The organism is Pseudoalteromonas sp. RWi3 (genome assembly GCF_054960735.1).
This window is the reverse complement of sequence record NZ_JBHNYL010000018.1, coordinates 18440-31951: the sequence shown is the minus strand read 5'-3', so window position 1 is coordinate 31951 and position 13512 is coordinate 18440. Positions and strand designations below refer to the sequence as shown.

Sequence of the window (13512 nt, the reverse complement as noted above, 5' to 3'; positions counted from 1 at the left end):
CAATATACAAACTCTCCCAACGGTTCATACAAGAACCTTTTCTACAATTACCTCGCTAGGAATTGATCCCCCATTAATTTCTCTTATTGATACTTCCTTTTCGTCTGGATAAAACTCATTCTCTAGCTTTTTCATTATTATGTTGTATTTTTCAAATAGCTCGGAATCCAAAACATACACATACCCTTCACAATTATTAAATTTTGCGAATTTCTTAGCTATTTCAAAGCTTGTAGTGGTCGAAACCCAAGAAAACTCATATATGGCTGAATCATATTGATGATAAATACATGAGTTATTATCACTAAATCCAGACTCAAAACCGGCTCCAGACTGACCAGCTGGCTCTCCTGCACTCAGTACTGCATTAATTTTATTACTCTTAGGTATAATATTTCCTTTATTTATTTTGTCTAATCCTATATTAACTCCGCGGTATAACTTCATGGTCTTCCTTAAACTTATTTCTATTAATAGTTATATAAGCCTTATAATGTGGATAAGCTTATGCCATGTTGGGTTTCGTTTCACTCTACCCAACCTACTACCTACAGCTCTTACTTCTTCGTTATCGTCACTTTTGGTTCATCGTAATTACGATAATCGATGCTTACTACGTAGCGGCCTTTTGCTGCTGGGGTGAAGCTAAAGTAATTATAGATGGTATTACAGTCGGCAATGGCAGCTTGACCAAGTACTAATGACTGCCCTGTTGGTGCGGCTTCACTGTAACCACAATTGTAGCCTTCGCTAAAGTCGGCATCGGCAATTTTAAATTCGTAGACTTTACCAGGTGTTGAAAACTTAACATTGGCTTGGTAAATCGCAGGAGCAACTTGTTCAAATTGGTACTGTGGCTCTGCATCCCATAATGTGAAATCACCGCGTAAGTACATGGTTTTATCTAGCTCTTTACTAGGTAACACGTCATCAATACTAGGAAGTTGAACTTGGCTCGAACATGCGGTTAATAAGCTAACGACCGCAAGCGTTAAAATACGTTTCATAGGTTAACCTTAAATACAAAAAAGCCAGCATAGCTGCTGGCTTTTTAAGCTACGCTGAACTTACTTCTGTAGTACAGAAATATCAGCAATATCTAAAAATAAGCCACTTAATTGGCTTAATAGTGCTAAACGATTTTGCTTAACGGCTTCGTCGTCTGCCATTACCATCACGTTATCAAAAAAGTTATCAACACTTTCACGGATACCCGCTAATTGCGCAAGTGCTTCTTGATAGTCACCAGCAGCATAAAGTGGCGCAAGTTCAGTTGCAAACTTAGCAACCTGTGAAGCGAGTACCTTTTCAGCATCATCGCTTAATAAGCTCTCATCGACCTTGCCTTGGCTCGTAATATCATTCTTAGCGATAATATTGCTTACACGCTTATTAGCTGCTGCCAGTGCTTCTGCGGCGTCTAATGTACGGAAGTGACTTACCGCTTTAACTCGGCGGTCAAAATCAACAGGCTTAGTTGGCCGACGCGCAAGCACGGCTTGAATAACATCAACTTGAATGCCTTCGTCTTGATACCAAGCGCGGAAGCGGCCAAGCATAAACTCAAACACATCTGTCGATACATTTAAGTTAGTTAGCTTTTCGCCAAATAAGCTTTGTGATTTAGCAACTAAGTCTAGAATATCTAATGGCAGCGCTTTCTCTACCATGATACGCAACGCACCAATTGCAGCACGACGAAGTGCAAACGGGTCTTTATCGCCTTTTGGCGCTTGGCCAATTCCGAAGATACCCACCAGCGTGTCAAACTTATCTGCGATAGCGACAGCACAGCTGATTAAGTTTGTTGGTAAGCTATCGCCTGCAAAGCGCGGCATGTACTGCTCATTTTGCGCAATGGCTACGTCTTCAGCTTCACCGTCATGGCGTGCGTAATGCATGCCCATAACACCTTGTACGTCAGTAAACTCCATCACCATTTCGGTCATTAAGTCTGTTTTACTGAGTAAGCCTGCGCGCTCTGCAAGTACTTTATCTGCGCCTAGTTGCTCAGCAATGTAACCGGCTAGTGCCGCAATACGCTCAGACTTATCTTTTAGCGTACCCAGTTGCTTTTGGAATAATACGCTATCAAGTGACTCTAAACGGCTTTCTAGGGTTTTCTTTTTATCTGTTTCAAAGAAGAACTGTGCATCCGCTAAACGCGGGCGCACTACTTTCTCGTTACCCGCGATAACAACACTTGGTTTTTTGCTTTCAATGTTTGAAACAAACAAAAACTTATTAAGTAACTTGCCTTCTAGATCAAGTAATGGGAAGTATTTTTGGTCGTCTTTCATGGTGTAGATCAGCGCTTCTGCTGGTACATCTAAAAACTCCTCTTCAAACGTTGCGGTCAAGGTAACTGGCCACTCAACTAAAGAAGTGACTTCTTCTAGTAAGTCTTCGTCCATAGCAACCACAGCATTAACTGCTTTTGCTGCGGCTTCAATTTGGCTGCGAATTTGTGTTTTACGTTCTTCGTAATCGGCAACAACGTGCGCAGATTTAAGTACGTCAAAAACATCGTCCGCGTGGTTAATACTAATTTTTTCTGGATGATGAAAACGATGACCTTGAAGTTGGTTACTAATTGCTTTACCAAGTACTTCACCTTCAATAAGCTTATCGCCAAACAAAATAGTGGCGGTATGCACAGGACGAATAAATTGTGTTTTATTCGCGCCCCAACGCATTGGCTTTGGAATAGGCAATTTTGCTAACGCTTTATTCACTACGTCATTTAATAGCGCGGTGGTTTCTTTACCTGCTACTTTAGCAATATGTAACAACCACGCGCCTTTATCAGTTTCAAGAGTGTGTGCTTCACTTACTTCAATACCACAACCGCGTGCCCAACCCATGGCCGCTTTAGTTGGGTTGCCTTCGCTGTCAAATGCAGCTTTTGTTGCTGGGCCACGTTTTTCAACTTCTTTATCTTGTTGCTTGGCTTCAAGCGCAGTTACTTGTAAACCTAAACGACGTGGTGATGCATACCATTTCACACCTTGATGAGCTAACTCTAACCCTTCAAGTTCTGCTGTTAGGTTTTCAGCAAATGCTTCTGCTAATTTACGCAGTGCTTTTGGAGGCAGCTCTTCTGTGCCAATTTCTATTAATAAATTTTGTGCTGACATGGTTAATCCTTACAAAGCGGGAAGCCAAGCGCTTCGCGTGCATCATAATAACTTTGTGCACATGCTTTAGATAAGGCACGAACACGTAATATATAACGTTGGCGTTCTGTCACAGAGATAGCATGACGAGCATCAAGCAAGTTAAATGCGTGCGATGCTTTCATTACTTGCTCGTAGGCAGGTAATGGTAAGCCAGCTTCAATTAGCTTTTGGCTCTCGGCCTCACATTTATCAAACTGTGCAAATAAGTCTTCAACGTTTGCGTGTTCAAAGTTATAAGTTGATTGCTCTACTTCGTTTTGGTGAAAAACGTCACCATAGGTAACGCGTCCCATCGGACCATCAGCCCAAACAAGGTCATAAATACTGTCTACGCCTTGAATGTACATTGCTAAACGTTCTAGACCGTAAGTAATTTCACCGGTCACTGGTGAGCACTCTAAGCCACCTACTTGTTGAAAGTAAGTAAATTGCGTTACTTCCATACCGTTTAACCAGATCTCCCAGCCGAGACCCCAGGCACCTAACGTAGGTGACTCCCAGTTGTCTTCTACGAAGCGTACTTCGTCAGTCAGCGTATCAATGCCTACTGCAGCTAAAGAGCCTAAGTAAAGCTCTTGGATATTCTCTGGCGATGGCTTTAATACCACTTGGAATTGATAGTAATGTTGTAAGCGGTTAGGATTTTCACCATAACGGCCATCAGTAGGACGGCGACACGGTTGTACGTATGCGCTAGACATTGGCTCAGGACCAATAGACTTTAAGAATGTTTGTGGGTGGAATGTACCCGCGCCAACTTCCATATCGAGTGGCTGAATAATGACACAACCTTGCTGTGCCCAGTAATCCTGTAAAGCCAGGATCAAACCTTGAAAGGTTTTAACGTCATATTTTTGCATATTTGGCTTTTAGTATCTGCTGTGATGTAGCGTGAAAATTACCCTCAGTATACCTTGTGCGTAGTCATGTTTTAAGCAGTTTGTGCAATTGCAGCCAATAAAAAAGGAGCCATTTGGCTCCTTTTTAAAATTATTACTCGCAATTAAACATCGAGGTTAACTACGCGTAGTGCGTTCGTTTCGATAAACTCTCGGCGAGGTTCTACTTGATCACCCATCAATGTAGCAAACAATTGATCAGCACCAACAGCATCTTCGATCGTTACTTGTAACATACGACGAGCATCAGGATCCATAGTAGTTTCCCACAGCTGACTAGGGTTCATTTCACCCAACCCTTTATAGCGTTGAATGTAGATCCCACGCTTAGACTCTGTGATCAACCATTCTAATGCATCCACAAAGTTATCAACAGGTTTTGTTTTTTCACCGCGTTGAATATATGCCCCTTCTTGAAGCACGTTAGCGATGTTTTTACCTGTTACAGCAATGCGTTGATAATCTTTTGAAGCAAGAAAGTCATAATGAAGTATGTGTGCTTTATCCACACCATGCTGACGAATATTCACAACCGGGTAATATAGGTTACGCTCTGTATCGTGCTCAGTTCCAGCATGGAAAATGGTTGCATCTTCATCACGTTCAATTAAGTCATCAACAAGCTCTTTAGTCCATGCAATTACTTTCTCTTCATCAGAAAGGTGCTCTGCTTTAAGCTCACTTTGATAAATTAAACGATTCATAACCGTGTTCGGGTATTTACGTTTTAAGCGCTCAATTACTTTAACTGTATTTTGGTAATCATGAACAATGCTTTCAAGTGCTTCACCTTCAAGCGCTGACGCATCAGCACTAGTGTAAAGCGCTGCACCATTTAGTGCCAAAGATGTTAAGTACTCAACTAATGCTGGATCATCTTTGATATAACGCTCTTGCTTGCCTTTTTTCACTTTATAAAGTGGTGGTTGAGCAATATATATATAGCCACGTTCAACAATTTCTGGCATTTGACGATAGAAGAATGTCAGTAGCAAGGTACGAATGTGTGACCCATCCACGTCGGCATCGGTCATGATTATGATGCGGTGATAACGTAATTTTTCAGGATTGTATTCGTCACGGCCAATACCACACCCTAATGCAGTGATTAGCGTCGCTACTTCTTGCGAAGATAACATCTTGTCAAAACGCGCTTTTTCAACGTTTAATATTTTACCTTTAAGCGGAAGAATCGCTTGATTCTTACGGTTACGACCCTGCTTGGCTGAACCGCCAGCTGAGTCACCCTCCACTATGTATAGTTCAGATTGTGCTGGGTCTTTCTCTTGGCAATCAGCCAGTTTACCTGGTAAACCAGCTAAATCCATAGCACCTTTACGGCGTGTCATTTCACGCGCTTTACGGGCCGCCTCACGTGCACGTGCAGCATCAATAATTTTGCCGACAACGATTTTCGCGTCCATTGGGTTTTCTAATAAAAACTCAGTGAACTTTTCAGCCATTGCTTGCTCAACCGCAGATTTAACTTCACTTGATACTAGCTTATCTTTGGTTTGTGATGAGAACTTAGGATCAGGTACTTTAACACTTACAACCGCAGTTAAGCCTTCACGAGCATCATCACCCGTCGCATTACTGGTTGTTTTAGCTTTCTTGTTAAAGCCTTCTTTTTCCATATAGTTATTAAGTGTACGCGTTAGCGCAGATCTAAAACCAGCTAAGTGAGTACCACCATCACGTTGTGGAATGTTATTTGTGAAACAGTAAATATTTTCTTGGAATGCATCATTCCACTGCATAGATACTTCAACACTAATTCCATCTTCTTCGCGCTCATGAGTAAAATGGAATACCCCTTTGTGAACTGGGTTTTTATTACGATTCAGATATTCAACAAACGCTTGAATACCACCTTCGTATTTGAAGTGATCAGATTTATTTTCTTCTCGCTCATCCGTTAAGATGATGCTCACACCTGAATTCAAGAATGATAATTCACGTAAACGTTTAGCTAAAATATCATAATGGAAATCTAAGTTAGTGAACGTTTCAGCACTTGGCCAAAAACGTAACTCTGTACCTGAGCTATCAGAATCACCAATAACGGCTAATGGCGCATCTGGCACACCCATAGTGTATGTTTGCTCATGCAATTTGCCTTCACGGCGAATAGTTAGTTTTAGTTTTTCTGATAATGCATTTACAACAGAAACACCTACACCGTGCAAGCCACCTGATACTTTATAAGAGTTATCATCAAACTTACCACCAGCATGAAGTACCGTCATAATAACTTCAGCTGCAGATACACCTTCTTCTTCATGTATTGAAGTTGGAATACCACGACCGTTATCTCGAACAGAGACTGAACCGTCTAAATGAATTGTGACAAAGATGTCATCACAGTGGCCAGCTAAGGCTTCATCAATAGAGTTATCAACGACCTCAAACACCATATGGTGTAAGCCGGTGCCATCATCGGTGTCCCCTATATACATTCCAGGACGCTTTCTTACTGCGTCTAATCCTTTTAGTACTTTAATACTCGACGAATCGTAATTCTCAGACATGGTTAATCCCACTTATCTTGTTATTAGGTTGCCATGTTTCACGTGGAACATTTCTAGTTCTCGTTGCATGGGTTCCACCACAGCAGAAATACTTTCAGATTCAATTGCAGAAATAAATATTTGAGAGTGACAGTGCGACAACAATTGGCCGACCTTCTCTTTCGTATCTTCTCCAAGCTCTGAAGGTAAATCATCTATTAGCAATATAGATTGCTTTTCAGTTTCTGACTCAATCAAACTATTTTGCGTTACTTTTAACGCATAAAGCAATAGCTTCAATTGACCGCGGGAAAATGTATTTTCAACACTGTTGCCAGAAACACTAAAATTAAAATCGGCCTTATGTGGACCTTTACTTGTAAAACCTTGACGGCTATCGCGTTCAAAGTTTTGTTCAAGGGCATCGCTTAGAGACTCAGTCTCTTTCCATCCAGCTTGATAGTTTATTTCTAAATCGCTTATAAGCGTTAAGTCTGCACACATTTTATCAAAAAACTGCCGCTTAAACCTACTTATATACGCAATTCTTAAAGTATTTATTTGTTCAGCCAGTCTAACAAATTCTTTATCCCAAAACCTAATTTGGTCAAAATAATTTTTGGGTTTGCTTTTTAATAATGCATTTCGTTGCTTAAGTACTTTATTGAATGATTGCCACAAATAAAAGAAGTCTTGTTCCACGTGGAACAATCCTAAATCTAAAAATTTACGGCGTTCTTTTGGGCCACCAAAAAATAAAGAATAGCTCTCAGGCGTAATAACTTGAACAGGCATGAGTTGTGCGAGCTCTGAGACTCTACGGCTAGTTTTACCTTGAATCTTAAGCTCGGTACTTCCATTTAAACTTTTGCTTATACCGATTGGTATAGACAAGTTATAAAGCGATTTTCTACCATGTATTGTAAACTTACTCTGCTGGTGCTTTATAATGCTTTTATGTTTAGGTGTGCGGAATGATTTGCCATGAGAAAGGTAATAAATAGCCTCTAAAAGGCTGGTTTTTCCACTGCCATTTTCACCGTAAATTACATTAATACCGTTTACAGGTTCCAATGTAAGCGCCTCAATGTTTCTAAAATCATTGAGGCTTAAATGACTTAAACTCATAAAACCTTATAAGCGCATCGGCATAACAACGTACATGGCTTCTTCGTCACCCGCACCTTCAATTAATGCACTACTATTTGAATCAGCTAGAGTAAATAAAACATCTTCTGTTTTAAGTGTGTTCAAGACATCAAGTACATAAGAAACGTTAAAACCAATTTCTAAGTCATCACCTTGATAATTTACCTCAACCACTTCTTCAGCTTGTTCTTGCTCTGGGTTATTAGCTGTAATTTTTAGCAAGCCCTCAGAAAGGTTTAGTCGAACCCCTCTAAACTTTTCATTAGATAAAATAGAAACACGTTGAAAGGCACTACGTAACCATTCACGATTTGCGGTAATTACTTTATCACCACCACGCGGTAAAACTCGACGGTAATCAGGAAAACGTCCATCAACCAGCTTACTAGTAAATGTAAACTCTATATCAATAATTCGAATATGGTTAGCGCCAAATTGAATGGTTACTAGTTCTTCGTCGGCAACCATAAGGCGCATAATTTCTTGTACGCCCTTACGTGGAATAATTAACTGACGTTGAGTATTTAACGATTGCGATAATTCTTTTTGAGCGATAGCTAAACGGTGACCATCTGTTGCCACTGTTTTAATATCAGCATTATCAACTTCAAACGACATGCCATTTAAATAATAACGCACGTCTTGATTAGCCATAGAAAAATGAGTGCTTTCAAGTAGCTTACGTAATTCTAAGCGTGTTAACTGAAACTCTACTTCACCATCCCACTGCTCTAAATTAGGAAAGTCTTCAGCTGCAAGCGTAGTTAAAGAGAAACGGCTTTTGCCACTAGTTAAGAGCAACTGATGATCTTGGCTTGATAATGTTAGCTCACAACCATCTGGCAAACTTTTACAAATATCCAGCAATTTTTTTGCTGGTAATGTTAGCTTTGTATCTTCAACATCGTCACCAACAAACACGTTAGCGACAAGCTCTATTTCCAGATCAGTACCTGTCATGGCCAACTGACCATCTACGACCTCTAACAATACGTTAGATAAAATCGGCAAAGTGTGTTTACGCTCTATAGCACCCGACACTTGAACTAAAGGTTTTAAAAATTGATCTCTGGGTATGGTTATTTGCATAGTAAAGTCAGCCTTAAGATGACAATGTTCTTATTAGGTTTTGATAATCTTCTTTCACTTCGTGGCTTTCATCACGCAGTGATTTAACTTTTCGGCACGCGTGCAATACAGTGGTGTGATCTCGCCCACCAAACGCATCACCAATCTCAGGTAAACTGTGATTCGTAAGCTCTTTTGATAATGCCATTGCAACTTGGCGTGGCCTTGCTATAGAGCGGCTACGGCGCTTAGATAGCAAATCTGATACGCGAATTCGGTAATATTCCGCAACGGTACGCTGAATGTTATCGATCGTTACAAGCTTGTCTTGCAACGCTAATAAGTCGCGTAGTGCTTCTTTTACAAAGTCGATTGAAATTGGACGACCGGTAAAATTAGCATTGGCAATAACACGGTTAAGTGCACCTTCTAGCTCACGTACATTTGAGCGTAATTTCTTAGCTATAAAAAACGCGACTTCATGAGGTAAATTAATTTTACTCTGCTGCGCTTTTTTCATTAAAATAGCAACGCGCGTTTCAAGCTCTGGCGGCTCAATAGCAATGGTTAAACCCCAGCCAAAGCGTGATTTAAGGCGGTCTTCAACCCCTTCAATCTCTTTTGGATAGCGGTCTGAAGTTAAAATTATTTGTTGGTTACCTTCAAGTAACGCATTGAAAGTATGGAAGAATTCTTCTTGAGAACGCTCTTTGTTAGCAAAGAATTGAATATCATCAATCATTAATGCATCAACACTACGATAGTAACGTTTAAATTCTTCAATGGCGTTATTCTGTAGTGCTTTTACCATATCTTGTACAAAACGCTCTGAATGCATATAGACGATTTTTGCATCAGGCTTATTCGCCATTATGCCATTCCCAACAGCATGCAATAAATGTGTTTTACCTAAGCCAGTACCGCCATATATAAATACGGGATTAAAAGCAGCACCTGGATTATCTGCAACTTGTGTTGCGGCAGCTTTCGCTAACTGGTTAGATTTACCCTCAACAAAACTATCAAAGGTATAGTTTTCTTTTATATTTGGCTTATAACCAGATTTAGGCGCAGGCTCAACTACTTGCTTGACCGCTTTTGGTTGCTCAACAGCAGCGGGTTGATTTATTGGTGGTGTATTATCAGCAACGGGCGCCGCCATCTGCGTATTTAATATAGGTTTGCTGCCCACATCAAAACGTAATTCAGGTGCTTCATCTTTACAAATTTCAACGAGTAATTCGTTAATGCGGTTGAGGTATTTCTCTCTCACCCAGTCAAGTACAAACCGATTAGGTGCATAAATAGTCAAGGTATCTTCGGTACTTTCTGCTTGTAATGGTCTTACCCACATACTGAACTGCTGCGAAGGCAGTTCATCTTGCAATACATATAAACAACTTTGCCAAACCGACAGATACACAGTTAAACTCCCAAAGATTTAGTTTTTATTCCCGGCCATCTTAATAAACCAGAAAGGTATACTTTTATTACTATAATTAGGCAATTTATTAACCCAAGACCGACTATTATGAAGGCACTTTATCCACAAGTACAAGATTGATTTTTTTGAAAAACATGATCTCGGCTTAAAAAATTAGTAACAAACTGATTTATAACAAAATATATTTTTAACACCACTGACTGATCATAACAAAAAACCCACTAGATCGCGATGGAAATAGTTGATCTAATTTAGTTACCCCAAGCTTTTATGCACTTTTTATACAGAGGCTGTGGAAAACTCCTTTATTATAAGGATCCTAGCTGATCCCACTGTTTTTACTTTATCCTATACTCTATTATATATGTAATTATGATTGACTTTAGGGGCCTTCCTCTATAATATCTCGCGCTCGCAATGGCACCTGTGCCAGGATCGCGACCTGCATAGGATGTTTTAACCTTTAACCGATCGGATGGAATTGTTATGAAAAGAACTTTTCAACCTAGCGTTTTAAAACGCAAACGTGCTCACGGTTTCCGTGCTCGCATGGCAACTGTAAATGGCCGTAAAGTATTAGCTCGTCGCCGCGCTAAAGGCCGTAAAGTTCTTTCTGCTTAATATAAGTGGAAGACTTTAACTTTGGCAGGGAGTTACGTCTGTTAACTCCCTCGCATTACTCTCGCATATTTAATGAACCCGCTCGGGCTGCAACTCCTTTCTTTACTTTATTAGCAAAACCCAATGACCAAGCAAAACCTCGCTTAGGCCTTACTGTTGCTAAAAAACGAGTTAAAAAAGCCTGTCAACGTAACCGTATTAAACGTCTTGCTCGCGAAAGTTTTCGTTTAAATCAGCATACTATTGATAACATCGATATTGTGTTAATGGTTAAAAGTGGCATTGATGAACAATCAAACGAAGAGCTCACAAAGCAATTAACTAAATTGTGGCGCAAAATTAATGAACGCTGCAAACCGGGTGCTCCTAAACCACCCCCATTTAAAAGACGACCTAATAAATCGGCTAAATCAAATAAACAAAGCCAATAGCAATAGAATTATAGGGTTAATTAAGGTATCTTTAGCTCACCTTTTAATCATGCATTTAAAATTCCGTTTTGGGTGTTTAAATTCATGGTATCCACCCACTAAATATACACAGAGGATAGAACATCATGAGGTTACTTAAACCAATTGTTGCTTTTCCAACGTTTTGTTTAGTGTTAATAATTCGCGGTTATCAAAAGTGGATTAGCCCACTGTTAGGTCCGCATTGTCGTTTTAATCCCACTTGCTCAAGTTATGCTATTCAAGCAATTAATTTGCATGGATCTGTAAAAGGCAGTTGGTTAGCGCTCAAACGCATATTAAAATGTCATCCTTTACATTCAGGCGGAGACGACCCCGTTCCTGAAAAAACAACCCATATTAACCACCAACACGAGAAATAAGAGCTGTTATGGAATCGCAACGCACGTTTTTATTCATCGGTTTGATGCTTGTATCGTTTTTATTGTTCCAAGAATGGAATAACGATTACAACGCACCAAAAGCCGATCCTAGTGCCAACACACAAACACTACAATCTAACTCACCTGATTCTGATGATTATGTACCTTCGTCAACAGACGGTGATTTACCAACTGCAGCAACCAGTGCAAAACGTTCAGTAATCGATATCACAACTGACGTATTCACTGTAAAAATAGATACCCGCGGTGGTGATATTGTTGAATCAGACCTACTGCAATACGAAGAAGTAAAAGGTGAAGAAACACCCTTTATGCTTTTGGGTGAGTTTGATGGCAATCAATACTTCTCTCAAAGTGGTTTAATTGGTTTAAATGGCCCAGATGCATCTGCAAATGGCCGCCCTGTTTATAGTACACAGCAAAAAAGCTATACAATGAATGGTGATGAACTGCGTGTTCCTTTAACGTTTACAGATAGCAAAGGTGTTACCTTTACTAAAACCTATGTATTCAAAAAAGGCCAATACGACGTTGCTCTTGAGTACACTGTAAACAACACCACTGCTGAGCCAATTCAAGTACAGCTTTACACGCAAATTAAACGTACTGTGCAAGAAAAAGGTAGCTTAGTTGACCAGAACTATCTTGGTGCTGCTTATGGCTCTAGCGAAGAGAAATATGAAAAGTACAGTTTTTCAGACATGGCTGATAAAAACCTCAGTATTAATACCCAAGGTGGTTATGTTGCCTTTATTCAGCATTACTTTGTAAGTGCTTGGATACCAGTGCAAGAGCAACAAAATACTCTGTATAGCTTAATTGCTAAAGGTAATGCTGCAATCATAGGTACTAAAGGTGAGCCGGTAAATATTCAAGCGAACCAACAAGCCAGCATTGGTGCTACTTATTACATGGGCCCGAAAGAGTCTGACAAGTTAGAAGCTATTCACCCTAACTTAGACCTAACTGTAGACTACGGCTGGTTATGGTTTATCTCACAACCATTATTTGAACTACTTAAGTTTTTATACTCAGGTGAAGGTTCATTCTTTGGGTTATTTGATATCAGCATTGGTGGTTTAGGTAACTGGGGTCTGGCGATTATTGCCATTACCATTATTGTTAAGTCATTAATGTACCCACTAACTAAAGCACAATATACCTCAATGGCGAAGATGCGTGCCCTTCAACCTAAAATGGCTGCACTAAAAGAAAAGTATGGCGACGACCGTCAAAAATTCGGTCAAGCAACCATGGAAATGTATCGCAAAGAGAAAGTAAACCCAATGGGTGGTTGTTTCCCTATTTTGCTACAAATGCCAATTTTCTTAGCCTTGTTCTATGTATTCTTAGAATCAACAGAGTTACGTCATGCTGAGTTCTTCTTATGGTTAACTGACTTATCAGCAAAAGACCCATACTTCATCCTGCCAATCTTATTTGGTGCAAGTATGTTCATTACGCAAAAACTACAGCCGATGACAGTGACTGATCCGATGCAACAAAAGATGATGACTTACATGCCGGTTATCTTCTCTGTGTTCTTCTTATGGTTCCCATCAGGCTTAGTACTTTACTGGTTAGTGTCGAACCTTATTTCAATCGCGCAAATGCTCTACATTTACCGCGGTATGGAAAAACAAGGAATAAAAGTAAGAGGCTAACTTAGCCGCTACTTATACAAAGGCGACTTAGGTCGCCTTTTTTATTGCCTGTTTTTCACCATAGCCATTCGCTACAAATAAATCCATAGGTTACAATACGCACATATCGTTATTCATTTAGTTGG

At 40.0% G+C, this 13512-nt stretch carries 12 protein-coding genes; 4 read left to right on the top strand and 8 right to left on the bottom strand.

The window, feature by feature from the left end; genetic code table 11:
• Positions 1 to 24: 24 nt before the first annotated feature.
• The 8 genes from ACFI4Z_RS16950 to dnaA all read right to left on the bottom strand — a co-directional run bounded on the left by ACFI4Z_RS16950 (position 25) and on the right by dnaA (position 10228).
• Positions 25 to 447, bottom strand: a complete 423-nt coding sequence (locus ACFI4Z_RS16950) for a hypothetical protein (protein ID WP_462671588.1) — start codon at positions 445 to 447, stop codon at positions 25 to 27.
• A gap of 110 nt (positions 448 to 557) precedes the next feature.
• Positions 558 to 1007: an early set domain-containing protein gene (locus ACFI4Z_RS16945; protein WP_462671587.1), complete on the bottom strand. Its 450-nt coding sequence runs from the start codon at positions 1005 to 1007 to the stop codon at positions 558 to 560.
• Positions 1008 to 1067: 60 nt separating this feature from the next.
• Complete coding sequence (gene glyS / locus ACFI4Z_RS16940) at positions 1068 to 3137, bottom strand: glycine--tRNA ligase subunit beta (RefSeq protein ID WP_462671586.1); 2070 nt, start codon at positions 3135 to 3137, stop codon at positions 1068 to 1070.
• A 2-nt stretch (positions 3138 to 3139) separates the two neighbouring features.
• Positions 3140 to 4039 carry a glycine--tRNA ligase subunit alpha gene (gene glyQ / locus ACFI4Z_RS16935; protein WP_462671585.1) on the bottom strand — a complete coding sequence of 300 codons (900 nt, stop codon included), beginning with the start codon at positions 4037 to 4039 and terminating at the stop codon, positions 3140 to 3142.
• Between the two features lie 143 nt (positions 4040 to 4182).
• The gene (gyrB, locus tag ACFI4Z_RS16930) at positions 4183 to 6609 is read right to left on the bottom strand and encodes a DNA topoisomerase (ATP-hydrolyzing) subunit B (protein ID WP_462671584.1); all 2427 of its coding nucleotides are present in this window, start codon (positions 6607 to 6609) and stop codon (positions 4183 to 4185) included.
• A gap of 12 nt (positions 6610 to 6621) precedes the next feature.
• Positions 6622 to 7716, bottom strand: coding sequence for a DNA replication/repair protein RecF (gene recF, locus ACFI4Z_RS16925; RefSeq protein ID WP_462671583.1), 1095 nt, complete (start codon positions 7714 to 7716; stop codon positions 6622 to 6624).
• 6 nt (positions 7717 to 7722) lie between these two features.
• The gene (gene dnaN, locus ACFI4Z_RS16920; RefSeq protein WP_462671582.1) at positions 7723 to 8826 is read right to left on the bottom strand and encodes a DNA polymerase III subunit beta; all 1104 of its coding nucleotides are present in this window, start codon (positions 8824 to 8826) and stop codon (positions 7723 to 7725) included.
• A 13-nt stretch (positions 8827 to 8839) separates the two neighbouring features.
• Complete coding sequence (gene dnaA / locus ACFI4Z_RS16915) at positions 8840 to 10228, bottom strand: chromosomal replication initiator protein DnaA (RefSeq protein ID WP_099297150.1); 1389 nt, start codon at positions 10226 to 10228, stop codon at positions 8840 to 8842.
• Positions 10229 to 10735: 507 nt separating this feature from the next.
• Here dnaA and rpmH point away from each other — a divergent pair.
• The 4 genes from rpmH (at position 10736) to yidC (ending at position 13387) form a co-directional block, all read left to right on the top strand.
• Positions 10736 to 10870: a 50S ribosomal protein L34 gene (gene rpmH, locus ACFI4Z_RS16910; protein WP_004335215.1), complete on the top strand. Its 135-nt coding sequence runs from the start codon at positions 10736 to 10738 to the stop codon at positions 10868 to 10870.
• A 5-nt stretch (positions 10871 to 10875) separates the two neighbouring features.
• Positions 10876 to 11301, top strand: a complete 426-nt coding sequence (gene rnpA / locus ACFI4Z_RS16905; RefSeq protein ID WP_058562002.1) for a ribonuclease P protein component — start codon at positions 10876 to 10878, stop codon at positions 11299 to 11301.
• Positions 11302 to 11426: 125 nt separating this feature from the next.
• Entirely contained in the window at positions 11427 to 11702 is a 276-nt protein-coding gene (gene yidD / locus ACFI4Z_RS16900; protein ID WP_099297148.1) for a membrane protein insertion efficiency factor YidD, read from the top strand.
• Between the two features lie 8 nt (positions 11703 to 11710).
• Positions 11711 to 13387, top strand: a complete 1677-nt coding sequence (gene yidC, locus ACFI4Z_RS16895; protein ID WP_462671581.1) for a membrane protein insertase YidC — start codon at positions 11711 to 11713, stop codon at positions 13385 to 13387.
• The last annotated feature ends 125 nt before the right edge of the window (positions 13388 to 13512 follow it).

Bases quoted from the DNA above. Each gene is read 5' to 3' on its own strand.
- ACFI4Z_RS16950 (WP_462671588.1), bottom strand. From the start codon at position 447: ATGAAGTTATACCGCGGAGTTAATATAGGATTAGACAAAATAAATAAA.
- ACFI4Z_RS16945 (WP_462671587.1), bottom strand. From the start codon at position 1,007: ATGAAACGTATTTTAACGCTTGCGGTCGTTAGCTTATTAACCGCATGT.
- glyS (WP_462671586.1), bottom strand. From the start codon at position 3,137: ATGTCAGCACAAAATTTATTAATAGAAATTGGCACAGAAGAGCTGCCT.
- glyQ (WP_462671585.1), bottom strand. From the start codon at position 4,039: ATGCAAAAATATGACGTTAAAACCTTTCAAGGTTTGATCCTGGCTTTA.
- gyrB (WP_462671584.1), bottom strand. From the start codon at position 6,609: ATGTCTGAGAATTACGATTCGTCGAGTATTAAAGTACTAAAAGGATTA.
- recF (WP_462671583.1), bottom strand. From the start codon at position 7,716: ATGAGTTTAAGTCATTTAAGCCTCAATGATTTTAGAAACATTGAGGCG.
- dnaN (WP_462671582.1), bottom strand. From the start codon at position 8,826: ATGCAAATAACCATACCCAGAGATCAATTTTTAAAACCTTTAGTTCAA.
- rpmH (WP_004335215.1), top strand. From the start codon at position 10,736: ATGAAAAGAACTTTTCAACCTAGCGTTTTAAAACGCAAACGTGCTCAC.
- yidD (WP_099297148.1), top strand. From the start codon at position 11,427: ATGAGGTTACTTAAACCAATTGTTGCTTTTCCAACGTTTTGTTTAGTG.
- yidC (WP_462671581.1), top strand. From the start codon at position 11,711: ATGGAATCGCAACGCACGTTTTTATTCATCGGTTTGATGCTTGTATCG.